Below are 24,553 nucleotides of genomic sequence, written 5' to 3'. Positions count from 1 at the left end.
TAAGGGGGGAGTATCGATAAAGATTAAGAGCAGTTTATACAAAGATATTCTTACTCTGAGAGCCAAATTATGTGCTTATGATTTGAATCAAGCAGACGATGAAGAGTTATTAGAATTAAGTAAAGAATTAGATAAATTGATTCTGCTATATTTACAAGAACAATTAGATATAAACTCTATAAGTACTGAGGATTAGTTTGCTTTCATTGATAGCTTTTATGGCTAGGTCTTAGATAAGTAGTTGGGATTGTAGAAAAGATACTGATAATGGAGGTGTAATGATGATAAGTTTGAGTTTAAATGGAAGTTGGAAGATGAGAAAGTTAGCTGATCAGGAGTGGATTAGAGCAGAAGTACCAGGTTCTGTCTTAAATGATTTATTAGTAGCTGGGATAATAGAAGATCCCTTTTATACAGACAATTATTTTGATCTGTCTGCAAATGAAACTAAGGTATTGGAGATTAAAAAAGAAGATATTTATCAAGATATTAGCCTAGAAGATTTAAAAGAGCAGTTAAGGGTAAGGTCTTTATGGGAGAGTTATAGATAGGGGGTATTGCGACATTTTTGGTATTAGGTGGGTAGTTGGTTGGATGGTTAGGTTTTTCCCAACTATCTACCCCCTAACTACTCAACCACCAAAGAACAAAGTGTCCCATTATCTCTCTAAAATGCCATTTTAAAATCACTCTATTAAGGAGGTGATGTCTATTAGATCTATTAGATGTAACTAGTTTTTAGAAGCTAATATTGTCAAGGGCAGTTATGATGGTCAATTCTTTTTTTAGTTTGTTTGTAAAGAATCTCAGTATTGCTTACTTATAATTTAAATCTATATAGTGCTAAATCACATATTAATTATCGATATCTATTTAATCAATTAATTTTATAATTATAACAAAGGTTATAATTGTTTATCAAAGCTATAAGAAATATATTAATCCTATAATATTATGTACTTATAGAATTAGTTATTTAAATAGGGGAGTTGGTTATAAGTTTATAATTATTTAAGTGAGTGTTTATTCCCGCCTACTAAGTCGAGATTGCAATCAGCATTTATACTGAGGACAATTATTAAAAACTTAGGAGGAATTTCAATGAAAAGAAGAATGTTGGCTTTAGTATTTTTGTTGGCATTATCTTTGGTAGCTACTAATGTCTATGCAGCAGATGGGTTTTATGTACAGAATGGAAGGTTATATGATGCTAATGGTAATGAATTTGTAATGAGAGGTATCAACCATGCTCATGCTTGGTGGAAGGGTAATGAAGATGTAGCAATTCCAGCGATTGCAGCTACAGGAGCAAATACAGTCAGAGTAGCCTTGGGAGATGGAGAGACATGGGGTTATGATGATATTAGTACAGTAAGCCATATTATCGATTTATGTGAGCAGAATAATTTAATAGCTGTTTTAGATGTTCATGATACTACTGGTCTAGATAGTTCGAGTAGTTTAACAAATGCTGTAGATTATTGGATTAGTATGAAGGATGTTCTGATTGGTAAAGAAGATACCGTGATTATCAATATTGCCAATGAATGGTATGGTACTTGGAATGGTTCATCCTGGGCAGCAGGATATAAGCAAGAGATTCCTAGATTGAGAGCAGCAGGATTAAATCATACATTGATGGTAGATGCTGCAGGCTGGGGTCAATACCCACAGTCAATCCATGATTATGGAACAGAAGTATTTAATGCTGATCCACAAAGAAATACAATGTTTTCAATCCATATGTATGAATATGCAGGGGGAACTGCACAGCAAGTCAAGGATAATATCGATGGTGTAATTAATCAAGGTTTAGCTCTTAGTATAGGAGAATTTGGGATTAGGCATACCGATGGAGATGTTGATGAAGCAACTATTATGAGCTATTCTGAGCAAAAGGGTGTAGGCTATATCGGATGGTCATGGTATGGAAATGGTGATAATTGGATTTACCTTGATATAGTAACTGATTGGTCAGGGTCTAGCTATACTGAGTGGGGAAATGTTTTAATTAATGGATCCAATGGAATTAGAGAGACTTCTGCCATTGCTTCAGTGTTTGATGCCTCTAATGGAGATAGTGGAGATGGTTCTGGCACATGGACTAATGTTGTAGCCCAAGCAGAAGATGGTTACCTTTCTGGTGTAGGTAATAGTACTAGTCGTTCAGGATATAATGGCTCTGGATATGTTACTGGGTTTGATAATACAAATGATTATGTACAAGTAACAATTAATGTAGAGTCAGCAGGCAACTATAACCTTAAAATTAGATATGCTTCACCATATAGTGATAAATACAACTATGTGATTGTAAATGGCCAGAACTTAGGTGAGAAATTCTTTGCACAGAACTCGAACTTTGTTGATCTAGATCTAGGCAATGTTTATTTAAATGCTGGTCAAAATACAATTAAAGTACAATCAAGTTGGGGCTGGATAGATATAGATCAATTTGTAATAAGTAATTAGATAGTTTAGTAAAAATCTGCAGATTAATAGTAGGTTAAAGATGATAGTTTGAAAAACAATAGGAAGGACATTAATGTCCTTCCTTATCAAAATTATATATTATTCTATGGATAAAATTGATTAGATATTTGATGTACAATGATTTAAACTAATAAAGGTATCATTATTGACAGCTTAGATATATTAATTAAATTTAAAAACTATAGTAGTTAGGTAGTGATAAAATGTACTTTAAAATTTTTAATTTATTATTTTTTATAGCCATAGCAGGATTAAGTTATATCAATATTTATTTTAAATTTTTAGGCTTTACACCAAGCCAGATTGGTTTAATTAATGGGATTGCCAAAGGGGTTGCTTTATTGACTTTGCCAATTTGGGGTCTTATATCTGATTATTATCGGATCAATAAAAGATTACTAATGTTTGCTATTATAGGTATGATATTATTTGGTTTTTCTTTTTTATTAACTGATAATTTCTTAATAGTTATTTTGATTATGACCATCTTTTCAGTCTTTTGGAATCCTATCACACCACTAGCTGATGCCCAACTATTAGGCTATTTAGGCAAAGAAGGTTCTAAGTATGGAAAGTATAGAATCTGGGGTTCTTTAGGGTATACCATATCGGTAGCAGTGGTAGGGTATTTATTAGAGATAATTGATCCTAGCACCATTTTTTACTTGTGTGGATTCACCTTAGTATTTGCTCTAGTAGCAGTTAAAGCATTACCAGAGAGTAATGTGGAAATGGAGATTGCTAGCTTTAGTGATTTTAAATTTTTATTAAAAAATGAGGGTCTATTATCTTTTATAGTTTTTGCTTTCTTTATTAATATAACCTTTCATATAAATAATACTTATTTTCCGATATATCTAATTGACCAGGGAGGTAAAGAGTTCTTAATTGGATTAGCTTTGATGATCTCTGCTGGTAGTGAAATGGTTATATTTTATTTCTCTGAAGAGATTATCTCTAAGTTTAAATTAAAGAATATTTTATTGGTTTCTTCCCTAGCTTATGCTTTAAGGTGGTTTATATTATCGATCTTTGCTGTACCAAGTATAATTTTGACTTCACAGTTACTACATAGTATTACCTTTGGTCTATTCCATGTAACTGCTATTAACTTTATAAATTTAAATAGTGGAGATAAGTTTAAGGCTACCGGCCAAAATTTATATGCTACTACTAGTGGTATCAGTGCTATCTTTGCCAGCTTAATTGGTGGAGTGATCTATGATAAGTTAGGAGGAAGTAGTCTTTATCTTTATCTCAGTCTGGTAGCTGTACTAACAGGTATAATTTATTTTATATTCTTAAATAGCCAAGATAAAATTAAAGCTGTTTAATAGATGTTGAAGATTTAAAGGTTACTTATAAAAGTCAAATTTTAAGTTATGTTTGATAGTTTGAAAGTGACTTCTTTAGAACAATTAAGGTTCAACAATGAACTTTGTGATTAATACTAATTTTAGATTTTAATTAAGATTCAAAAATCAAACCTCAAACATATAAAATATGATTTTTTAGTCACTAATGTACACTAATTTTCACGAATCAAAACAATTTTTTACTTTTATAAATTATTTTATTTTTATGTTTTTATTAGTGTGGATTCGTGTTAATTCGTGGCAAAAAATAATGTTTTAAACTATTTTTCACAAAAGTCGTGGAAGAGCCACAATTAAATATTATAAATAAAACTGTTTTGAGAAGATAGTTAGATAATATAAACAAATATATGGAGATTGATTTAGTAATTTTTAACTAATAATAATTTAATTAAGGTGGTGCCTAAATGAGTAAATTATATTTTCCAGAAGATTTTGTGTGGGGAGCAGCAACTGCCTCTTATCAGATTGAAGGGGCTTATCAAAAGGATGGTAAAGGGGAGTCTATTTGGGATAAGTTTAGTCATACTTCAGGTAAGGTCTTAAATGGTGATACAGGGGATATTGCTTGTGATCATTATCATCGCTACAAGGAAGATGTACAGTTGATGAAGAAGTTAGGTCTTAACTCTTATCGTTTTTCAACCTCTTGGCCTAGAATATTGCCACAGGGAACAGGAAAAGTTAATCAGAAAGGATTAGATTTTTATAAAAGATTGGTTGATGAATTATTAGAAGCTGGAATTGAACCAGCAATTACTTTATACCATTGGGATTTACCTCAGGCTTTACAGGATAAAGGGGGCTGGGGCAATAGAGATACTATTAATTATTTTGTAGAATATTCCCAAATAATGTTTGAGCATTTTGGGAATCTGGTTTCGCGTTGGATTACTCATAATGAACCTTGGGTAGTTGCTTTTTTAGGTAACTCTACAGGAGAACATGCCCCAGGTTTTAAAGATCACAAATTGGCTTTACAAGTAGCACACAACTTATTAGTTTCTCATTGTCTAGCGGCAAGAGGATTTAGAGAGTTAGGCTTAGAAGGTGAGATAGGAATTACTTTAAATCTTAATTCTGTATATCCCTTAACTGATAGCAAAGAGGATCAACAAGCAGCAGAGCTAGTAAATGACTATAATAATGATTGGTTTTTAGATCCATTATTTAAGGGAAAGTATCCAGATAAGTTAGCTCAAATTTATCGAGAAGAGTATGGAGAGCTAGATATTAAAGCAGGAGATATGGAGATTATTCAAGAGCCAACAGATTTTTTAGGTATTAACTATTACAGTAGAGCTTTGGTTAAACATAATTCTGAGGCAGGTTTATTACAAGCAGAATATATGAGAACAGAGGAAAGTGGATATACTGCAATGGATTGGGAAATTTATCCTAAAGGTCTATATGACTTATTGATGAATCTATATCAAAATCATACAAAGCTGGACTTATATATTACAGAAAATGGAGCAGCCTTTGATGATCAAGTAGCAGCAGATGGGAAAGTATATGATCAAAGGAGAAAAGATTATTTAAAAGCACACTTTATTAAAGCTCATCAAGCAATAGAAGCAGGAGTACCTTTAAAAGGCTATTATGTCTGGTCTTTAATGGATAATTTTGAATGGGCGTTTGGATATGATAGAAGGTTTGGGATTATACATGTTAACTATGATACTTGTGAAAGAACTTTAAAGGAAAGTGCTCATTGGTATAAAGAAGTAATCACTAATAATGGAGTTGATAAGTAATAGTCAGAGAAGTATTAAGATTAAAATTAAAGGGGGATAGAAATGTTAACGATAATAGAGAATGAATTAATTAAGGTTAAGATAGCTAGTCAGGGAGCAGAGATGACTAGTCTAGAGCTAAAAGAGGATAATCAAGAATATTTATGGAAGGCTGACCCAAGGTATTGGGGGCGCCATGCACCAGTATTATTTCCGATTGTAGGTAAGGTAAAGAATGATCAGTATAAAGTAGATGGTGAAGTTTTTAAGCTGACTCAACATGGATTTGCTAGAGACAATGAATTTGAATTAGTTGAGCAGGAGGAGCAAAGGGTAGTATATAGGCTAACAAGTAGTGAAGAGTTGTTAAATAAGTATCCTTATCAGTTTGAATTAGAGATTGAGTATAAATTAGTAGCTAATCGAGTTGAGGTCACTTATAATGTGAAGAACAAAGATCAAAAAACTATCTACTTCTCTATAGGAGCTCATCCAGCCTTTAATTGGCCTTTAGAAGAAGGAGAGAATAAAGAGGACTATTATTTAGAGTTTGAAGAGAATGAAAAGCTAAGGGCTTCTTTATTAGATGAAGGATTATTGAGTGATACCACTATAGAATTTTTAGCTAATAATAATAGCAAGCCTTTAGCTGAAGAGTTATTTCGAAATGATGCTTTGATTCTAAAAGATCTAAAATCAAAGTCAGTCTCATTAAAGAGTAAGAGCTCTGACAGAGAGGTTAAAGTAGAATTTACTGGTTTTCCATATATGGGTATCTGGTCACCACCAGCTGGAGCGCCTTTTATCTGTATTGAGCCTTGGTATGGGGTTGCTGATTTGAAAGATTCTGATGGTAACTTGAAGACTAAAGAAGGGATTGAAGTTCTACAGCCTGAGGCAGAATTCTCTTGTATGTATAGTATAAGTATCAAGTAGCTGTTAGCTTCTAGCAGCTAATAAAAAAAGAAAATGGGTGATGAGATGGATAAATCTTATGTAGTAGGTGTTGATTTAGGTGGTACCAAGATTTTAACTGCTCTAGCAGATTTAGAGGGAAATATTATAGCTAAATGTAAAGTACCTACAGAGGCTAAGCAGGGTAAGGATAGAATCTTTGCTAACATCAAAAAAACTATTTATAATGTTTTAGAAGAAGCTAAGATTGATATGAAAGCAGTTAAAGGAATTGGATTAGGTAGTCCAGGTCCTTTAGATGTCAAAACAGGACTAATTGTTAATCCTCCTAATTTAGATTTAGAGAATGTAGATGTCTTAGCAGAGTTATCAGAATTTAAAGTACCAGTATTTTTAGAGAATGATGCCAATACTGCTACTTTAGCAGAGAAGTGGTTTGGAGCAGGAAAAGATGTGAGTGATTTGATCTATATAACTATCAGCACTGGTATTGGTGCTGGAGTAATAATTGATAATAAGATCGTTCATGGAGTAAGTAGTGGAGCAGGTGAAGTAGGGCATACTACTTTAGACCCCCATAGTGATCTGCAATGTGGTTGTGGGAATTATGGTTGTTTTGAGGTATTAGCTTCTGGTACTGCTTTAGGTAGAATGGGTCAAGAGGCTGTAAAATCAGGTAAAGATACTTTAATTGCTCAATTGGTAGATGATCTAGCAGAGATTAATGGTGCTACTGTGGCAGAGGCTGCTTACAAGGGTGATCAGCTAGCCCAAGAGATAATTGATGAGATAGCAAATTATTTAGGAATAGGGCTAGCCAATCTAATTAATAACTTCAACCCTGAAAAGATTATTATTGGTGGTGGAGTTATTGCTTCTTGGGATTTATTTGAGGCTAAGGTCAAAGAGACTGTTCAAGCTAGAGCTTTAGATTTCTTAGCAGAAGCTACAACAATCACTACTGCTCAGTTAGGTAGTGATGTAGGAGCTAAGGGTGCAGTGGCTACTGCTTTAGTGAATCTAGATTTATTATAACAATATAGAAAGGATGATAAAATAATGTATCCATTAAAGTTTGAACCTATTTATAAGGAGAAGATCTGGGGAGGAAGAGCCTTAGAAGAGAAATTCTCTAAGCAGTTACCTAAAGGAACAATCGGAGAGAGTTGGGAGATAGCAGCCCATGAGAATGGTACAAGTGTAATTAGTAATGGTAAATTAGCAGGAAAGAGCTTAATGGTAGCAATCAGAGAAGAGAGAGAGAAGATTCTAGGGGCTGAAGCTAAAGAGGATTATTATGAAAAATTCCCATTACTTATCAAAATCCTAGATGCCAATGATAAGCTATCAGTACAGGTGCATCCAGATGATGAGTATGCTTTTGAACATGAAAATGGAGAGTTAGGTAAAACAGAGATGTGGTATGTGATCGATGCTCAAGAAGATGCTAAATTGGTCTATGGGGTTAAGCCTGAAGTAGATAAGGATGAGTTTGCTGCTTCTATTAAAGAGGGAAGATTAGAAGAGAACTTAATTGAGATAAATGTAGAGGCTGGAGATGTTCTTTATATGCCATCAGGAACTGTCCATGCCATTGAAGAAGGTATCTTAATTGCTGAGATTCAGCAAAACTCAGATACTACTTATCGTGTTTATGACTGGAATCGAATGGGGCAAGATGGGAAGCCTCGTGATTTACATATTGAGTCTGCCTTAGATGTAATTGAATTTGGCGCACAAGCCGAAGAGAAGGTAGTTGGCTTAGAGATAAAAGAGGATGGTTATACCAGAACTATTTTAGTAGCCTGCCCTTACTTTACTACAGAAACTCTGGAGATAAGTGAGAAGTATAGTGCTGATACTAACAATGAGCGTTTTTATGTATTGATGGGATTAGAAGGTAAGGCAAAGCTTTCTTACGAGGGTGGAGAGTTGGAACTAAAAGCAGGAGAAACCTTATTATTACCAGCAGCCCTTGGTGAATATGAGCTTGTAGGAGAGTGTAAGTTGATTAAATCTTATATTAGAGATTTAGCTGAATTGAAAAAAGAGTTAGAGGAGTTAGGTTACTCTCAAGAAGAGATTAAGCAGATTAAAGGTCTTTAAATATTGCTATTGATAATAGTGAAAATATAGGATAAAGGGAGGAGTTATAATGGATTACCAAAATAAATATCAAGCATGGTTAAATAATGATTATTTCGATCGAGAGACTAAAGAAGAGTTAGAAAAAATTAGTGGGAATGAAAAAGAGATTGAAGATAGATTTTATACTAGTTTAGACTTTGGAACTGGTGGATTAAGGGGAGTTATTGGTGCTGGAACCAATAGAATTAATAAGTACGTAGTTAGAAAAGCTACTCAAGGATTAGCCAATTATATTGCTAAAAATGGTGATAAAGCTAAGGGAGTTGTTATCTCTCATGACTCTAGATATAAGTCTAGAGAATTTGCTATAGAAGCTGCATTGGTATTAGCAGCTAATGAGATTAAGGCTTATTTATTTGATGATTTACGTCCAACTCCAGAATTATCCTTTGCCCTTAGAGAATTAGGTGCTACTGCTGGTATAATGCTGACAGCAAGTCATAATCCGCCAGAATATAATGGTTACAAAGTCTATTGGGAAGATGGAGGTCAGATTGTTCCACCTCATGATAAAGGTATTATTGCTGAAGTCAATGCTATTGAGAACTTTGAAGAGGTAAAGATTACTGCAGAAGAAGTTGCTAGAGAAGAAGGATTATTTGAGATTATTGACCCTAAGATGGATGATAAGTATATCAAAACTTTAAAGGATTTATCTTTAAATCCCGAAGTAATCAAAGAAGTAGCTGATGATTTTCATCTTGTTTATACCCCATTACATGGGACTGGTAATATCCCTGTACAGAGAATCTTAAAGGAATTAGGTTTTAAGAATTTACATGTGGTCAAAGAACAAGAAGCACCAGACCCAGAATTTCCTACAGTAGCTTATCCTAATCCAGAGGAGCCTAATGTTTTTGAGATGGGGATTAAATTAGCTGATCAAACAGATGCCCAATTGGTTATGGCTAATGATCCAGATGCAGATAGGGTAGGTATTGCTGTCAAGGATACTGATGATAATTGGGTCTTTTTAAATGGTAATGAAGTTGGAATATTATTGACTGAATACATAATTAAGTCTTTAGATGAGGTGTCTGATAATTCTGTGGTTATCAAAACTGTGGTAACAACTGAGATGATTAATCCTATTGCTAAAAAATATAACCTTGATGTAATGAATACCTTGACAGGATTTAAATATATTGGTGAAAAGATTAGAGAATTTGAAGAAGGAAAGTATGATAAAGAATATTTATTTGGTTTTGAGGAAAGTTATGGTTATTTATATGGGACTCATGCTCGCGATAAAGATGCTATAGTAGCAACAATGTTAATTGCTGAGATGGCAGCTTATTATCAAGCTCAAGGTAGTTCACTTTATCAAGAGTTGATGAGAATGTATGAGGAGTATGGCTATTATAAAGCAGATCTAGAAGCAATTAAGATGCCAGGAAAAGCAGGAAAGGAAAAGATTGCTTCTTTATTAAAATCTCTTCGTGAAGATAGTCCAGCAGAAATCAATGGACAGAAGGTAGTAGTTATCAAGGATTATTTGGTCAGTAAAGAATATGATATAACTATTGGAGAAGAGAAAACTATCGATTTGCCAGAATCTAATGTATTACAATTTTTATTAGAAGATGATAGCTTAGTAACAGTTAGACCATCTGGGACAGAACCGAAAATTAAATTCTACTTCTCCGTTGTAGGAGATAGCAATTTAGCTGCTGATGAGAAATTGGCTAATTTAAAGGAAGCTGTAATGGAGTTAATTAAATAATAAAATACTAATGGCGGGCAATTAGCTCGCCTTTTTTAATAAGTGATGAGTAAAGAACAGATTTTTTACTCATTTAAATATATGTTTTTTAGAGAATGTGATACTTTTACTTTAGTGTACAGTTTACAGTATGCGGTTGATAGTTAAGGTTTTTAAAAGTGAAAAAAATTTCTGTTTGAGCGAAGCAAAAATTAAATAAAAACTTTAGAGATTAGCTGAAATCTAATTAAAGAATATAGTTAATGATATCGATAAGCAATTTGGTTGCAGAGTGAGTTGAATTTTTTTCTTGATTGGATTCATCACGAAGAGTTTTTGTTCTTTAAAACTCGTAGGTTTGGTTACTTTCTCATCAAGGAAAAACGTAACCAGCCCTTAGGCGGAACCTAAGATTTTGTCTACTTTTTAAAAGTAAAAAGTGTTCAATATACCACTAATATTTCATTTTGAATCTAGATACCTATAGAATTGAGGGAGTTATTTGTAAAGAGTTTCCGTATTAAAGTGGAAGGTATTATGGCTTTTAAAGCCTAGAAAAACAAGGGTTTATGTAGTATAATAAGATTAAGCTTAAAGAAGATAGTTAACTAATTTCCTCATTAGTAGGGTTTTTCCGGAAATAATAGTGGAAAACTACAACAAATAATAAGGTGATAAAGATGCTAGCATTACCAAATGAAAGAAGTACTAAGATATTGTCAATTTTATTAGATCAAGAAGAGGCAATCACTATCAAAGACTTAGCAGAGGAGTTTGAAGTATCTGCTAGGACAATTAGAAGTGATCTAAAGAAGCTGGAAGATGTCTTAAATAATGATGAAATTAAGTTGATTAAGAAACCTAGAGTGGGAGTTTGGTTGGAGGTTAAGCCTGAATATAAGAATGAATTAAAGAATGAACTCTTTAGTTCTGAAAGTTATAAAGACCCTTTTTCTTCAGAAACTAGACAGAAGTATATTCTAAAATGCTTATTGCAGTCTGAAAATAAGTATACAATGAAAAGTTTAGGAGAAGAGTTATATGTTAGTAGAACTACTATTTATAATGATTTAGAAGATGTGGAAAAATGGCTGAATAAATATGATTTGATTTTAGAGAGAAAGCAGAATTATGGAGTTGAAGTTAAAGGGGAAGAGAAGAATTGGAGAAGAGCAGTAGCTGATCTATTGGCTCAATTTAAAGATAATCAAGAATTAAAAGCGATGCTAGAAGATGTAACTGACCCAACAATAATAGATAGTAGAATAGATAATAAAACTTATCAACAATTACGAGAACTTTTTAAAGATATTAATTTTAGAAAAATTGAGAATATTTTAGAGCAGATAGAAAGAGAGTCAGACTTTGTATTTACTGATGAAGCTTTTGTAGGATTAGTTATTCATATTGCTATTAGCTTAAAGAGGTTAATTAGAGGAAAAGATATTAAAATGGAAAGAGAACAATTAAATTCTTTAAAAGAGACAGAAGAGTTTGAAATTGCCAAGGTAATAGCTAAGAGTTTAGAAGAAGAGTTGGATGTGCAGATACCAGAAGCGGAATTAGGCTATATCTCTCTCCATATTTTAGGCTCCAAGGTACAACAGAATATTATCAGTAAAGATATAAATGATGTTCTAGAGAATACAGACCAGAAGGTAATTGAAATTGCTAAGGATATTATTTATATGGCAGGTGATGTGTTGGGAGTTAATTTAAGCGAGGATGAGCAGTTACTATTAGGATTGGTTTTACATTTAAGACCTGCTATTAATCGCTTAAAATATGGAATGAGCCTTAGAAATCCAATTTTAGATGAAATCAAGAATAATTATCCTAGTATCTTTGGGGCTGCTTGGGCTACTAGTATAGTTTTTGAGAAGCATTTAGGAATTAAAGTCAATGAAGAAGAGATTGGCTATATAGCATTACACTTAGGTGCTGCTTTAGAGAGAAACAACAATAAGATTAAAGTGATTGTTGTATGTAGTAGTGGGATTGGTACTTCTCAGTTAGTAGCAACTAGATTAAGAAAGAGGTTAGCTGGGATAGAAATAGTAGATTTAATATCGGTACATGAATTGAAGAATAGAGAATTAGAAGGTGTGGATATAATTGTTAGTACTATTCCAATAAATGATATTTCTAAACCTCTAGTACAAGTCAGTGCTTTGTTGACAGAAGATGATATTAAGTTGATTAAAAGTAAAATTAATTATTTAATCAAAGATAAAGAGAATCAAAAGTTAAAATTAGAATCGGTATCTGATGAGATTAAAGAGTTGTTTGATGATGAGCTGATCTATATAAATTTAGATTTGGATTCAAAAGAAGAGATTATTAGAATGTTGAGTACTGAGCTTTTAAATAGAAAATTACTTGATGAAGGATTTATAGTTTCAGCATTGGAGAGGGAAAAGATAACATCTACTGCTGTAGGAAATGAAGTGGCTATTCCCCATGGTAAAGAAAGTTACGTTTTAAACTCTAAGATAGCAGTAGCTACTTTAGCCAAGCCAGTAAAATGGGGAAATGAGAAAGTAAGTATTATTCTCTTACTGGCTTTAGAAAAAGAAAAATCTAAGAATTTTTTCAGATATTTTCATAGAATCCTTGATAATAAGCAAGTATTAGAAGCAATTAAAAGAGCTAATACAAAAGAAGATATAAAAAATTTATTATTTAAGAGGTGATAGAGGTGAGTTCTTTAATAAATGAAGATTTAATTGTCCTTGATATGGAAGGTGAAGATAGAGATAGTATAATCAAATCATTAGGCGAACTAATTGATAAAAATGGTAATTTAAATTCAGTAGATGAGTACCTTCAAACTGTATTTGAGAGAGAGGAGAAGTCAAGTACAGGGGTTGGTTATGGAATTGCTATTCCTCATGGTAAATCTGAGGGAGTTGACCAGCCAGCAATAGCCTTTGCAAGGCTTAAAGAAGCAGTAGAATGGGAGTCCTTTGATGATAAACCAGTAAAATTGGTCTTCTTATTGGCAGTTCCAGCTAAGAGTGAATCAAATGATCATTTAAAGATTTTATCAACCTTATCTAGAAATTTATTAAATGAAGAGTTTAAAGATAGTTTAATGTCTGCTCAAAATGCAGAGGATGTTAATGATATCTTATCTAAAATGTTTTCAATAATAAATAATTAAAAGGAGTGATATAAATGAAGATTTTAGCAGTTACAGCATGTCCTACAGGGGTGGCACATACTTATTTGGCAGCAGAATCATTAGAAAAGAGTGCTAAGAAAAAAGGGGTAGAAATTAAAGTAGAGACTCAAGGTTCAATTGGAATTGAAAACCAGATTACTGAAGAGGATGTAAAAGAGGCTGTAGCAGTAATCATAGCAGCAGATGTTAATATATCTAACCCAGAAAGATTTAAAAGTATGCCGAAGTTAAAACTTGATGTCCAAAAAGCAATTAAGCATTCTGATCAAATTATTGATAAGATAGTTCAAAAGTTTGGGGAATAGAATTTTGAGGGTTTTGTAATATAATACCTAGTCTTTTAAGGAATAAGTAATATAGTAATTATGAAATCCTCTATATAATTCTTGACATAGGCCATTGAATAAATTAGCTAATATTTAATAAAAGTAAATGATATTGATATATTTAATAAGGTTATAAGGTTAAATTAATTTGATTTATTCAATAGTCTAAATATAAATTAAATAGAGGTGTAATTTTATGAAAAAAACATTTTCGGATTTGAAAAAACATCTTTTGACAGGAACAAGTCACATGATTCCATTTATTGTGGCTGGAGGAGTACTTTTATCATTAGCAGTAATGCTCAGTGGAAAAGGTGCTGTACCTGATAGTGGAATATTAAAAGATATATCTGATATGGGGATTGCAGGGTTAACTCTTTTCACTATTGTACTTGGTGGTTATATTGCTTATTCTATAGCTGATCGACCTGGATTAGCTCCTGGAATGATTGGTACTTGGATAGCGGTCAATAATTACAAGACAGGATTTATTGGAGCAATTATTGTAGGGTTTTTAGCTGGTTATGTAGTTAATATGCTTAAAAAAATTAAATTACCATCTAACATGAGATCACTTTCAACTATTTTTATCTTTCCTTTATTTGGAACATTTATAGTATGTGGGGTTGTAATGTGGGTAATAGGAACTCCTATTGCAGCTATGATGAACTTCTTAAATACTTGGCTTAATTCGATGCAAGACAGTGGGAAAGTACTTCTTGGAACTATTTTAGGGGGTATGACTGCTTTTGATATGGGAGGACCTATCAATAAAGTAGCAACTTTATTTGCTCAAACACAAGTTGGAGAGCATCCATGGCTGATGGGAGGTGTTGGAGTAGCTATTTGTACACCACCAATTGGAATGGGATTAGCGACATTCTTAGCTCCAAAAAAATACTCTTCTGAAGAACAAGAAGCAGGAAAAGCAGCATTACTAATGGGGATGATAGGTATTAGTGAAGGAGCAATTCCTTTTGCAGCAGCAGATCCTTTAAGAGTTCTACCTTCAATTGTAGTAGGTGGAATTATAGGAAATGTGATTGGTTTTTTAATGGGAGTTTTAAATCATGCACCATGGGGTGGATGGATAGTTTTACCTGTAGTAGAAGGGAAAATGTTCTATATAATAGCTACTTTAGCAGGTTCTTTTGCTACAGCAATTATGGTTAATCTACTCAAAAAAGAGAAAGTAGAAGATGATAAAGAGGGTTTAATTGAAGAAGATGTAGAAGAGGCAAATCTAGAATTAGAATTTGATATGAGCTAGGGATTTAATTATTGCCATTTAAAATTTTAGAATATTATGAAAATTAAAAATTGCCGAAAACATCATTTTTAGGAAAAGTAAATATTAAATCTCATAAAAAGGGGTGTAATCATGAAAAAAACATTGAATGAAATTAGACAACATTTGATGACTGGTGTATCTCATATGATTCCTTTTGTCGTTGCAGGTGGAGTATTAATCGCCTTTTCAATTATGTTAAGTGGTGTAAAGGCTGGCTCAGGAGCAGATGTAACTAATCCAATCTTAGAGAATTTATTAAATTTAGGTGTAGCAGGATTTACAATGATGGTTCCAGTTTTGGCCGGTTATATAGCTTATTCAATTGCTGATCGACCTGGTTTAGCTCCAGGTATGATTGGAGGTTATTTAGCTGGACAGATAGGAGCAGGATTTTTAGGTGGTATTATTGCTGGTATTATTGCTGGTTTTATAGCAAATTGGATTAAAGGTTGGTCTGTACCTGAAATTTTAAGACCTATCATGCCTATCTTTGTTATTCCTCTATTATCTACAATTATTGTTGGAAGTTTATTACAATATGTAGTAGGTGTACCGATTAGTAACTTCATGGCTGGATTGACAGGTTGGTTAAAAGCTATGAGCGATGGTAGTCAAATAGTATTTGGAATTATCTTAGGGGCTATGATTGCTTTTGATATGGGTGGACCGATTAATAAGACAGCCTTCTTGTTTGGTGCTGGATTAATTGAGCAAGGAGTTTACACAGTTATGGGTCCAATTGCTGTTGCAATCTGTATCCCGCCATTAGCAATGGCATTAGCAACAACTTTAGCACCAAATAAGTATACATCCCAAGAACGCCAAGCAGGTAAAGGTGCCTTTTTTATGGGGTTAATAGGAATTACTGAAGGAGCTATACCTTTTGCTGCGGCAGATCCAATTAGGGTTATTCCTTCTATTGTAACTGGTTCTGCTATAGGTGGAGCAATTGCTGCTGTGAGTGGAGTAGGCGATCATGCTCCTCATGGAGGACCAATAGTTTTACCAGTAGTTGATAATAGATTAATGTTTATTGTGGCTGTTGTAGTAGGAGTATTAGTAAGTGCATTGATGGTAAACATGTTGAAAAAAGAGGTTACAGATGAGGTACCAGAGGTAGAAGCAGAGGTAGAAGCAGAGGAAGATGAGTTGGATTTAGAGTTTGATTTAGATTAGTAATAAGAATTTTTATAAGATAATAAGTAGTTAGAGCAAATAAGAATTGTCTAAATTTAGACAATTCTTATTTGAATTTAATCTTGCTTAAAGAAAGGATGATAAAATAATGTATCCATTAAAGTTTGGACCTATTTATAAGGAGAAGATCTGGGGAGGTAGAGCCTTAGAAGAGAAATTCTCTAAGCAGTTACCTAAAGGATCAATTGGAGAGAGTTGGGAGCTAGCAGCCCATGAGAATGGTACAAGTATAATTAGTAATGGTAACTTAGCAGGAATGAGTTTAATGGAAGCTATTAAGCAAGAAGGAGAAAAAATATTAGGTACAGAAGCTAAAGAAGATTATTATAAAAAGTTTCCTTTGCTTATCAAAATCTTAGATGCCAATGATAAACTATCAGTACAGGTGCATCCTGATGATGAGTATGCTTTTGAACATGAAAATGGAGAGCTAGGGAAAACAGAGATGTGGTATGTGATTGATGCCCAAGAAGATGCTAAGTTGGTCTATGGCGTTAAGCCTGAGGTAGATAAAGAAGAGTTTGTCTCTTCAATTAAAGAGGGAAGATTAGAAGAGAATTTAATAGAAGTTAACGTGGAGGCTGGAGATGTGATTTATATTCCAACTGGAATGGTTCATACTACTCATAAGGGAATTTTGATTGCAGAGATTCAGCAGAACTCAGATACTACTTATCGTGTTTATGATTGGAACCGGATGGGGAAAGATGGTAAGCCTCGTGAATTACATATTGAAGCTGCTTTAGATGTAATTAAATTTGGTACAAAGCCTGAAGAGAAGGTAGTTGGTTTAGAGATAAAAGAAGAAGGTTATGTTAGAACTATTCTGGTAGCCTGCCCTTACTTTACTACAGAAACTTTGGATATTGCTGAAAAGTATAGTTCTGATACTAATCATGAGCGTTTTTATGTATTGATGGGATTAGAAGGAAAGGCAAAGCTTTCTTATGAAGGTGGAGAGATGGAACTAAAGGCAGGAGAAACCCTTTTATTACCAGCAACCCTTGGTGAATATGAGCTTGTAGGAGAGTGCAAATTGATTAAATCTTATATTAGAGATTTAGCTGAATTCAAAGCAGAATTAAAGGAATTGGGTTACTCTCAAGAAGAGATTAAGCAAATTAAAGGTCTTTAATAAAAGGTTGAGTTTGAGGCTAAGTCTAAGTAGAACTGATTTAGCGAGATAGAAGATCTGCTTAAACATAATCTTAGACTTAGCTTAAATTTATATTTTAAAATACCTATCATAATTTATTTTATACTTAGGTCTATACTCCGCTGTTTCCTTATCAAATTTATAATCATTAGTTAAATCTACCCCTGCGTTCTTTCTTGCTATAATATCCTTAATAGCATAAATAAGATGGTCAACCTCTGAGGGACTATTATAGCAGCCAAAGCTGACTCTAATTAAACCATATTTATGGGTATAAATTCCCTTAGCAATATCATCTTTCACTCGAGCTATCTCTTCATCACTCAGACCAAACAGATGATGAATATAAGGGTGTGCACAAAAACAGCCATTTCTAACCCCAATTCCAAATTCATTGGCTAAAATAGATGCAACTAAAGTATTTTCTAGACCTTTGATATTAAAGGGGATCACTCCTACCCGTTCACTTAGTTCTCCAGAACCCATTGAACCATAAAGTATTACTTCATCAATTTTTTCTAACTCTTTTAAGGTATAATTTAGTAAAAATTCTTCGTTTTTGATGATTTTTAGCCATTTTAGTTCATTAATCATCTTGATACTCTCTCCCAAAGCCAATGCTCCTACTATGTTGGGAGTACCTGCCTCTTCCTTATCAGGTAAGTCACCCCAGATTACATCTTTTAAAGTAACAGCCTTTACTGTGCCACCTCCTGTATAATCTGGTTTGTTTTCTGCAAAGGTATCCTTTGCTCCAATTAAAACCCCTGTGCCAAAAGGGGCATACATCTTATGTGCTGAGAAGACAAGATAATCTATATGTTCAGGATTACTATTTTCTTTCATATCAATGGGGCGATGAGGTGCTAGTTGGGCTGCATCAATTAAAATTTTACTATCATATTGATGAACTAATCTAGCAATTTTATGGATAGGATTGATGTAGCCAGTAACATTGGAAGCACCACTGATTGCAACAAGTTTTATCCTTCTTCTATATCTCTTTAATTTTTTCTCTAAATCATCTAAATCTAATCTCCCCTCTTTATCCAAGTTGCTATAGATTACTTTGCATTTATCGCGCCATGGTAGTAGATTAGAGTGATGCTCCATTGGAGTTGTAATCACTATATCTCTATATGATAGATGCAAACTATTTGATAACTTATTGATTGCTTCTGTAGTATTTTTAACAAAAATTATAGTATTGTCATCTTTATTTGCGCCAAAAAAATCTGCAACTAAATTATGTACTTCATCATAAATCTCTGTAGATATTTGGGATTTAAACCCAGTGCCACGGTGAACATTGGAGTACCAAGTTAAGAACTCTTTTACTTTATAAGCAACTCTTCTAAAACTGGGAGTACTAGCAGCATTATCGAAGTTGATGTATCTTACTTTTTGTCCATCTATCAAAGGTACTTTAGCATTAATACCTATAATTTCCTTTCTAACTTTATGTAAAAAAGTTTTGTCTAACATCCTTTCCCTCCTATTTTGGGTTTTAGATTATTTTATGAGTTAAGTTATTAGACTGTGAATTGATAGTGAATAATTGTTTTAAAAAGTTGTAATACTAAGGAAGAAATTTATTATAAGAAAGGATGGGATAGAATGAAAGTACAAGTAATAAAAGATGACTGTATCAGCTGTGGATTGTGTGTCAACTCTGTACCAGCAGTCTTTGAATGGGATGATGATGAGAAAGCAATAGCAATCACTGATCATGTACCAGATAAGTTAGAAGCAGAGGTTGAAGATGCAATCGATTCTTGCCCTACTGACGCTATTGAAGAGATATAATTTAAAGCAAGGCATTGAAGAATGTCTCTGAAATTAAGGTGGTGTGATATGGGATATATCTCGCTTGATTTTAGACCAGCAATTACTAAAGCTGAGCTGGCAAAGTTAAGAAAGCTAGCTGCTGACATGGAAGTAGGACAACATTTATCTATTACCTTAGAACGACAGGATGCCCACCAAGCCGATGAAATTCTAAATATCTTAAGAGAGAATAATTATAATTGCCAGACCAAAGGTGGGCATTCTGATGATGATTTCTTTATTAAAGCAAAAAAGGAAGACTAAAAAGGCAGCCTTTATGGCTGTCTTTTATATATTTCAGTTAATTTTAATAATAGAGTTATAATTATAAATAATTGTTAAAGAAGGGGATGGCTTAGATTTATAGAATCTTAAAATATAAAGGTAATTGAGAAGGGAGTGGAGTTATGGGACTATTTAAATTATTAAGAGAAAGATTTATTGAATCTGCTAATAAGAAAAAGATTATTTTAAAATTTAAGGATGATTATATTAAACTAAATAAGAAAATATTGGTTATTTTTAGTATAATTACTTGTCTGATGTTAGTTATAGTATATTTAATAAGTTATAATCTCTTTTTAAGTAGCTTTTATAAGTTAGAAGAAATGGATGCAGTTAGACAGAGTAGACAAGTTATAGGTGCTTTAGAGCAGAACTTATTGCAATTAAAGGCACTTAATCAGGATTATGCAGCTTGGGATGCTACTTATGAGTTTATTATAGATCGAAATTTGGAGTATATAGATGAAAATTTAATGAATGAAACCTTCTATACAAATAATTGGAGTATCTTTATCTTAGTAAATGAGCAAGGAAAGATTATTTATAAGAAAGCTGTTAATTTGAAGAATAAAGAAGAAGTTATTGTAGATAAAGAAATATTAGAAGATTTAAAAGAGGGCTCACCGCTATTTGATTTTTCAAAGCCAACAGATAATATTACAGGAATTATCTCCACTTCACAAGGCTATATGATGGTCTCTTCCCACCCAGTTACAACTGGTTATTTTAAAGGACCAATTCGTGGTTCTCTTATTATTGGTCGTTATTTGAATCAAGGCTTAATTAATCAATTAGCAGAACAGACTAATTTAGCAGTTACAATGGAAACTTTTAAGCAGAGGCAAGCAGGTAAAGAGATGGAGAGTCTAGATTCAGATTTAATTGGTAAAGTTGATATTTGGCTTAAAGATATAGATGACACATATATGTCTGGCTATTCAACGTTATATGATATATATAATAGACCAGCTCTTACTTTAAAGATAAGTAAGGTTAAAGATATCTATCATCAGGGTTATCTTAGTATGTTATATTTTATGGGAGGAATTTTAATTGTAGGAGTTATTTATTTCATAAGTACTTGGTCTTTTATGAATAAATTTATCTTCAATCCCTTGCAGCTATTAATTGAAGGTATAAATGATGTCTCTAAAAACAGGGATCTATCAACTCGACTTACTATTGGATCTAAGGGAGAATTTTCAACTATTAAGGTTAAGTTTAATAATATGTTGGATATTTTAGAGAAATCCCACAAAAAGATCCTTCATCAATCACGCCATGATGAGTTAACTAATTTGCCAAATAGGTCTTATTTTTATGAACAGATAAGTGAGCAGTTATCTTTAACTAAAGGTGATGAGATTAATGCTGTCTTTTTTATTGATATTGATAAATTTAAGAGTATCAATGACTCCTTTGGTCATGAGATAGGAGACTTATTATTACAAGCTATTAGCAAAAGATTAGAGGAGAATCTTCCAGAAGGTAGTATCAGCTCTCGAATTGGAGGAGATGAATTTATAATCTTCATTCCTAAGATTAAAGATAAGAAGTTTGCAGAAGATGTAGCTAAGAAAATTATTTCAAATATAAAAGTACCTTATTATATTAGTGGAAAAGAGTTGATCATTACTTTAAGTATTGGAATTAGTCTTTATCCAATTGATGGAACTGATATCGACTTTTTGATTAATAATGCTGATTTGGCTATGTATAATGTTAAGAATAGAGGAAAAAATGATTTTGAATTTTATAATATAAATATGAGAAATAAACTATCAAAAGAGATGTTAGTTAAAGCATTAAAGGAAGACGAGTTGGAGCTTTACTATCAGCCTAAAGTTAATGGACTTACAGGAGATATTACAGGTATGGAATCATTGTTGCGATGGAACCATCCCGAAAAAGGATTTATCTCTCCTGTAGAATTTATTCCTATAGCAGAAGAGACAGGTCTGATTATATCTATTGGAGAATGGGTACTAAAGAAGGCCTGCGAACAGACTAAAAGATGGAATCTAATGACTAATTCTACTTTAGTTATTGCAGTAAATATATCTAATATCCAATTTAGGAAGGTAGATTTTATTGAGATGATAAAAAGGGTTCTAAAAGAGAGTGGGTTGAATCCAAAATATTTAGAGTTAGAGATAACAGAGAGTGTAGCTGTAAATAATGAAGAAGAAGTTATTAAGAAGTTAATTATGCTTAAAAGGTTGGGGGTTTCAGTTGCTATTGATGACTTTGGAACAGGTTATAGTTCATTAAGTTATTTGCAGAAACTACCTATCGATACCCTAAAGATAGATAAGGTCTTTGTAGATGATATTGTTAAAGATGATACTATTGCTAAGATGATTATTAATATGGCTAAAAATTTAGAGATTTCTGTAATTGCTGAAGGTGTAGAAAGAGAAGATCAATTAAATCAACTTTTAAAGATTGGTTGTGAATCAATACAGGGATATTTATTTAGTAAACCACTATCAACTGAAAAATTTGAAGAGTTATTAATAAAAGAGCAGCAAATAAAAATAAATCAATGAAGTATTATAGTTGAAGAAAGGGGAGGATGATTATTACTTTAACTACTGAAATTAAAAGTTATGCTAAATCTATTGGAATAGATGATATTAAAATTACCAATGCTGAATCCTTTCCAGAACTTAAAGAATTCTTAATAGAGATGAGAGAGAAAGAGTATTTGTCTACCTTGGTTCATGATGATTTAGAGAAGATAAGTAATCCTAAAGAAATAGTCTTAGAGGCTAAATCGGTAATTGTTTGTGCTATCTCTTATAGTGTTGATGATAAATATATATTTGAAAGTAGAATAAGGGCTAAAGAAGAGTTAAGAGGAAGCCTCTCCCGTTTTGCTTGGGGGCAGGATTATCATCGGGTGTTAGGTGATAGACTAGATAAGCTGATTGAGTTCATTAAAACTAAGAAGCAAAGGATAGAAGCATTTAAGTTTGTTGACACAGGTCCTACTGTTGATAGAGCTTTAGCCAGAAGAGCAGGGATAGGTTGGCAAGGTAAGAACTGTAGTATTATCAACCCTGAGTATGGCTCGTGGATATTCTTAGGGGGGGTAATTACTGATTTGGAGCTAGAGTATGATTCACCTATAGAAGATAAGTGTGGTGATTGTAGAAGGTGTATCGATGCGTGCCCTACAGGAGCTTTAGTAGATGCTTATACTTTAGATAGCCGTAAATGCTTAGGATATATCACCTTAAGTAAAGGTTATTTGGATGAGAAGCAGCGAAAGAAGATGGGAACTAGATTATGGGGCTGTGACACCTGCCAAAGTGTCTGTCCCCAGAATCAAGGTGCTAAATTAGGAGATCATGAAGAGTTTAGCCCCCAAACTTTAGAGGCTTATCCTGACTTAATTTCCTTATTGACCTTAAGCAACAAAGAGTATAAAGATAAATTTATGATTACTCCTATGAACTGGAGAGGTAAGCGGCCAATTCAGCGTAATGCTGCTATAATTTTGGGAAATCTAAAGGATAGGAGAGCAGTACCCTATCTTTTAGATGCTTTATCTGACCCTAAACCGATAGTCAGAGCCAATGTAGCTTGGGCTTTGGGGGAGATTGGTGATGAGAGTGCTTTAGATAGATTGGAGAAGGCTCTCCTAAAAGAGAAGGATAAGCAAGTGATTGAGGAGTTAGAGAAAGCTACAGAGAGATTAGGAATTGTTGGTCAGGAATCAGAGAACAGTTGAATATATTGATTTTAGCTTTCTGCTTCCTGATTGTTAAATATAAGTTGTGGCAATGAATTGAAAGTTGTCAAATATTCTTATTTGTGAGTTTGGTCTTAATATATCTTTATGTTATAATTAAATTATCATTGTAGAGTGGGAGGGTGAATTAGAATGTGTCGGTTAAACCCACGGGTGGACTTTGCTTTTAAGAAATTATTTGGTAGTGAAGAGAATAAGGATATCCTAATATCCTTTATCAATTCAGTTTTAGATGAAGAGGAACAGATTAAGGACTTAGTTTTGAAGAATCCATATAATGCTAAGAACTTTAAAAATGATAAATTATCAATTCTAGATGTCAAAGCAGTAGATGAAAAAGGTGTCTGGTATAATATTGAGATGCAGATAACAGACCAAGATTATTATGATAAGAGGGCATTATATTATTGGGCAAGATTATATACAGGCCAGCTAGAGTCAGGGATTAATTATGATAAACTAGAGAAGACTATAGTGATTAATGTACTTAACTTTAATTGCTTGGATGAAGAAGAGTACCATAATGTCTATCAATTATTGAACCGTCAGTCTAAAGAAGAGCTGATAGATCATTTGGAGATTCACTTTATTGAGTTAGAAAAGTATAATAAAGACCTATCAGAAGTACAGACAGCATTAGATAGATGGACAGAATTTTTAAAGAGAGCGGATCAATATGATAAAGATCAAATTCCCTCTCAACTAGCTGAAGTAGAAAGTATAGAAAAAGCGATAAAGGTCTTGGATACAATAGGCTTAACCAAAGAAGAAAGAGAAGTCTATGAAGCTAGATTGAAATGGTTAAGGGATGAAGAGATGGCGTTGAAAAAGGCTGAGAGAAAAGGGATGGAAAGAGGTATAGAAAGAGGTATAGAAAAAGGTATAGAGAAAATAGTCAAAAGCATGTTGGAGAAAGGAATAGGAGTGGAAGAGATAATTCAAATGACTGATTTAGATAAAGAGTCTGTAAATAAGATTAAAGAAAGTTACAATATTTAAATAAGGCATTCTGGGCAACCTATAAATGGGTTGTCTTTTTTATTAAAGTTTGATATTAATATTTTTAAGTTATAATATCGTTCCTATTGATCTTGTAATATTATTGGAGAGAGTATGTTAATCAGTTTTTAAAGAGGTTGACAATAGCTGTTTTTTTATGT

Annotated in this window: 19 protein-coding genes and 1 pseudogene; 19 read left to right on the top strand and 1 reads right to left on the bottom strand. The window is 32.9% G+C overall.

Annotation, left to right across the window (positions count from 1 at the left end):
* Nucleotides 1-281 precede the first annotated feature (281 nt).
* The 14 genes and pseudogenes from BX659_RS00465 (at nucleotide 282) to manA (ending at nucleotide 17,503) form a co-directional block, all read left to right on the top strand.
* The gene (locus BX659_RS00465) at nucleotides 282-551 is read left to right on the top strand and encodes a glycoside hydrolase family 2 protein (RefSeq protein ID WP_097016567.1); all 270 of its coding nucleotides are present in this window, start codon (nucleotides 282-284) and stop codon (nucleotides 549-551) included.
* Nucleotides 552-1,101: 550 nt separating this feature from the next.
* Nucleotides 1,102-2,472, top strand: coding sequence for a cellulase family glycosylhydrolase (locus BX659_RS00460; protein WP_097016568.1), 1,371 nt, complete (start codon nucleotides 1,102-1,104; stop codon nucleotides 2,470-2,472).
* Nucleotides 2,473-2,696: 224 nt separating this feature from the next.
* Nucleotides 2,697-3,827, top strand: coding sequence for an MFS transporter (locus BX659_RS00455; protein ID WP_097016569.1), 1,131 nt, complete (start codon nucleotides 2,697-2,699; stop codon nucleotides 3,825-3,827).
* A 449-nt stretch (nucleotides 3,828-4,276) separates the two neighbouring features.
* Nucleotides 4,277-5,626, top strand: coding sequence for a GH1 family beta-glucosidase (locus tag BX659_RS00450; RefSeq protein WP_097016570.1), 1,350 nt, complete (start codon nucleotides 4,277-4,279; stop codon nucleotides 5,624-5,626).
* Nucleotides 5,627-5,668: 42 nt separating this feature from the next.
* Nucleotides 5,669-6,541 carry an aldose 1-epimerase family protein gene (locus BX659_RS00445; protein ID WP_097016571.1) on the top strand — a complete coding sequence of 291 codons (873 nt, stop codon included), beginning with the start codon at nucleotides 5,669-5,671 and terminating at the stop codon, nucleotides 6,539-6,541.
* 33 nt (nucleotides 6,542-6,574) lie between these two features.
* Nucleotides 6,575-7,555, top strand: coding sequence for an ROK family protein (locus tag BX659_RS00440; protein ID WP_258176075.1), 981 nt, complete (start codon nucleotides 6,575-6,577; stop codon nucleotides 7,553-7,555).
* 24 nt (nucleotides 7,556-7,579) lie between these two features.
* Nucleotides 7,580-8,626, top strand: coding sequence for a type I phosphomannose isomerase catalytic subunit (locus tag BX659_RS00435; protein WP_097016573.1), 1,047 nt, complete (start codon nucleotides 7,580-7,582; stop codon nucleotides 8,624-8,626).
* Between the two features lie 49 nt (nucleotides 8,627-8,675).
* Nucleotides 8,676-10,391: a phospho-sugar mutase gene (locus tag BX659_RS00430; RefSeq protein ID WP_097016574.1), complete on the top strand. Its 1,716-nt coding sequence runs from the start codon at nucleotides 8,676-8,678 to the stop codon at nucleotides 10,389-10,391.
* 659 nt (nucleotides 10,392-11,050) lie between these two features.
* A complete protein-coding gene (locus BX659_RS00425) occupies nucleotides 11,051-13,063 on the top strand; it encodes a BglG family transcription antiterminator (RefSeq protein WP_097016575.1) in 2,013 nt (670 codons plus the stop codon).
* A 5-nt stretch (nucleotides 13,064-13,068) separates the two neighbouring features.
* On the top strand, nucleotides 13,069-13,533 hold the full coding sequence (locus BX659_RS00420) for a PTS sugar transporter subunit IIA (protein ID WP_097016576.1): 465 nt from the start codon (nucleotides 13,069-13,071) through the stop codon (nucleotides 13,531-13,533).
* 14 nt (nucleotides 13,534-13,547) lie between these two features.
* Nucleotides 13,548-13,859 (top strand): PTS fructose transporter subunit IIB, encoded by a 312-nt coding sequence (locus BX659_RS00415; protein ID WP_097016577.1) that lies wholly within the window; start codon nucleotides 13,548-13,550, stop codon nucleotides 13,857-13,859.
* A 241-nt stretch (nucleotides 13,860-14,100) separates the two neighbouring features.
* A pseudogene (locus tag BX659_RS00410) lies at nucleotides 14,101-15,087 on the top strand (PTS fructose transporter subunit EIIC); the annotation flags it as partial.
* A gap of 174 nt (nucleotides 15,088-15,261) precedes the next feature.
* Complete coding sequence (locus BX659_RS00405) at nucleotides 15,262-16,347, top strand: PTS fructose transporter subunit EIIC (protein ID WP_097016579.1); 1,086 nt, start codon at nucleotides 15,262-15,264, stop codon at nucleotides 16,345-16,347.
* A gap of 109 nt (nucleotides 16,348-16,456) precedes the next feature.
* The gene (gene manA, locus BX659_RS00400) at nucleotides 16,457-17,503 is read left to right on the top strand and encodes a mannose-6-phosphate isomerase, class I (protein WP_097016580.1); all 1,047 of its coding nucleotides are present in this window, start codon (nucleotides 16,457-16,459) and stop codon (nucleotides 17,501-17,503) included.
* Nucleotides 17,504-17,593: 90 nt separating this feature from the next.
* Here manA and BX659_RS00395 read toward each other — a convergent pair whose 3' ends face one another.
* Nucleotides 17,594-19,009, bottom strand: a complete 1,416-nt coding sequence (locus BX659_RS00395; protein ID WP_097016581.1) for an aminotransferase class V-fold PLP-dependent enzyme — start codon at nucleotides 19,007-19,009, stop codon at nucleotides 17,594-17,596.
* A 132-nt stretch (nucleotides 19,010-19,141) separates the two neighbouring features.
* Between BX659_RS00395 and BX659_RS00390 the strand changes: the two genes are divergently transcribed.
* The 5 genes from BX659_RS00390 (at nucleotide 19,142) to BX659_RS00370 (ending at nucleotide 24,392) form a co-directional block, all read left to right on the top strand.
* Entirely contained in the window at nucleotides 19,142-19,330 is a 189-nt protein-coding gene (locus BX659_RS00390; RefSeq protein ID WP_097016582.1) for a ferredoxin, read from the top strand.
* A gap of 48 nt (nucleotides 19,331-19,378) precedes the next feature.
* Nucleotides 19,379-19,615, top strand: coding sequence for a hypothetical protein (locus tag BX659_RS00385; RefSeq protein WP_097016583.1), 237 nt, complete (start codon nucleotides 19,379-19,381; stop codon nucleotides 19,613-19,615).
* A gap of 143 nt (nucleotides 19,616-19,758) precedes the next feature.
* Complete coding sequence (locus tag BX659_RS00380) at nucleotides 19,759-22,185, top strand: EAL domain-containing protein (protein WP_097016584.1); 2,427 nt, start codon at nucleotides 19,759-19,761, stop codon at nucleotides 22,183-22,185.
* 26 nt (nucleotides 22,186-22,211) lie between these two features.
* Nucleotides 22,212-23,372 carry a tRNA epoxyqueuosine(34) reductase QueG gene (gene queG / locus BX659_RS00375; RefSeq protein WP_253250656.1) on the top strand — a complete coding sequence of 387 codons (1,161 nt, stop codon included), beginning with the start codon at nucleotides 22,212-22,214 and terminating at the stop codon, nucleotides 23,370-23,372.
* 153 nt (nucleotides 23,373-23,525) lie between these two features.
* On the top strand, nucleotides 23,526-24,392 hold the full coding sequence (locus BX659_RS00370; protein ID WP_097016585.1) for an Rpn family recombination-promoting nuclease/putative transposase: 867 nt from the start codon (nucleotides 23,526-23,528) through the stop codon (nucleotides 24,390-24,392).
* Nucleotides 24,393-24,553 lie beyond the last annotated feature (161 nt).

Source organism: Orenia metallireducens, from assembly GCF_003001995.1.
Classification (GTDB): domain Bacteria; phylum Bacillota; class Halanaerobiia; order Halobacteroidales; family Halobacteroidaceae; genus Orenia; species Orenia metallireducens_B.
The sequence above is the reverse complement of the archived record's forward strand: the minus strand, read 5'-3'. Positions and strand labels throughout refer to the sequence as shown.

Bases quoted from the DNA above. Each gene is read 5' to 3' on its own strand.
- BX659_RS00465 (WP_097016567.1), top strand. From the start codon at position 282: ATGATAAGTTTGAGTTTAAATGGAAGTTGGAAGATGAGAAAGTTAGCT.
- BX659_RS00460 (WP_097016568.1), top strand. From the start codon at position 1,102: ATGAAAAGAAGAATGTTGGCTTTAGTATTTTTGTTGGCATTATCTTTG.
- BX659_RS00455 (WP_097016569.1), top strand. From the start codon at position 2,697: ATGTACTTTAAAATTTTTAATTTATTATTTTTTATAGCCATAGCAGGA.
- BX659_RS00450 (WP_097016570.1), top strand. From the start codon at position 4,277: ATGAGTAAATTATATTTTCCAGAAGATTTTGTGTGGGGAGCAGCAACT.
- BX659_RS00445 (WP_097016571.1), top strand. From the start codon at position 5,669: ATGTTAACGATAATAGAGAATGAATTAATTAAGGTTAAGATAGCTAGT.
- BX659_RS00440 (WP_258176075.1), top strand. From the start codon at position 6,575: ATGGGTGATGAGATGGATAAATCTTATGTAGTAGGTGTTGATTTAGGT.
- BX659_RS00435 (WP_097016573.1), top strand. From the start codon at position 7,580: ATGTATCCATTAAAGTTTGAACCTATTTATAAGGAGAAGATCTGGGGA.
- BX659_RS00430 (WP_097016574.1), top strand. From the start codon at position 8,676: ATGGATTACCAAAATAAATATCAAGCATGGTTAAATAATGATTATTTC.
- BX659_RS00425 (WP_097016575.1), top strand. From the start codon at position 11,051: ATGCTAGCATTACCAAATGAAAGAAGTACTAAGATATTGTCAATTTTA.
- BX659_RS00415 (WP_097016577.1), top strand. From the start codon at position 13,548: ATGAAGATTTTAGCAGTTACAGCATGTCCTACAGGGGTGGCACATACT.
- BX659_RS00405 (WP_097016579.1), top strand. From the start codon at position 15,262: ATGAAAAAAACATTGAATGAAATTAGACAACATTTGATGACTGGTGTA.
- manA (WP_097016580.1), top strand. From the start codon at position 16,457: ATGTATCCATTAAAGTTTGGACCTATTTATAAGGAGAAGATCTGGGGA.
- BX659_RS00395 (WP_097016581.1), bottom strand. From the start codon at position 19,009: ATGTTAGACAAAACTTTTTTACATAAAGTTAGAAAGGAAATTATAGGT.
- BX659_RS00390 (WP_097016582.1), top strand. From the start codon at position 19,142: ATGAAAGTACAAGTAATAAAAGATGACTGTATCAGCTGTGGATTGTGT.
- BX659_RS00385 (WP_097016583.1), top strand. From the start codon at position 19,379: ATGGGATATATCTCGCTTGATTTTAGACCAGCAATTACTAAAGCTGAG.
- BX659_RS00380 (WP_097016584.1), top strand. From the start codon at position 19,759: ATGGGACTATTTAAATTATTAAGAGAAAGATTTATTGAATCTGCTAAT.
- queG (WP_253250656.1), top strand. From the start codon at position 22,212: ATGATTATTACTTTAACTACTGAAATTAAAAGTTATGCTAAATCTATT.
- BX659_RS00370 (WP_097016585.1), top strand. From the start codon at position 23,526: ATGTGTCGGTTAAACCCACGGGTGGACTTTGCTTTTAAGAAATTATTT.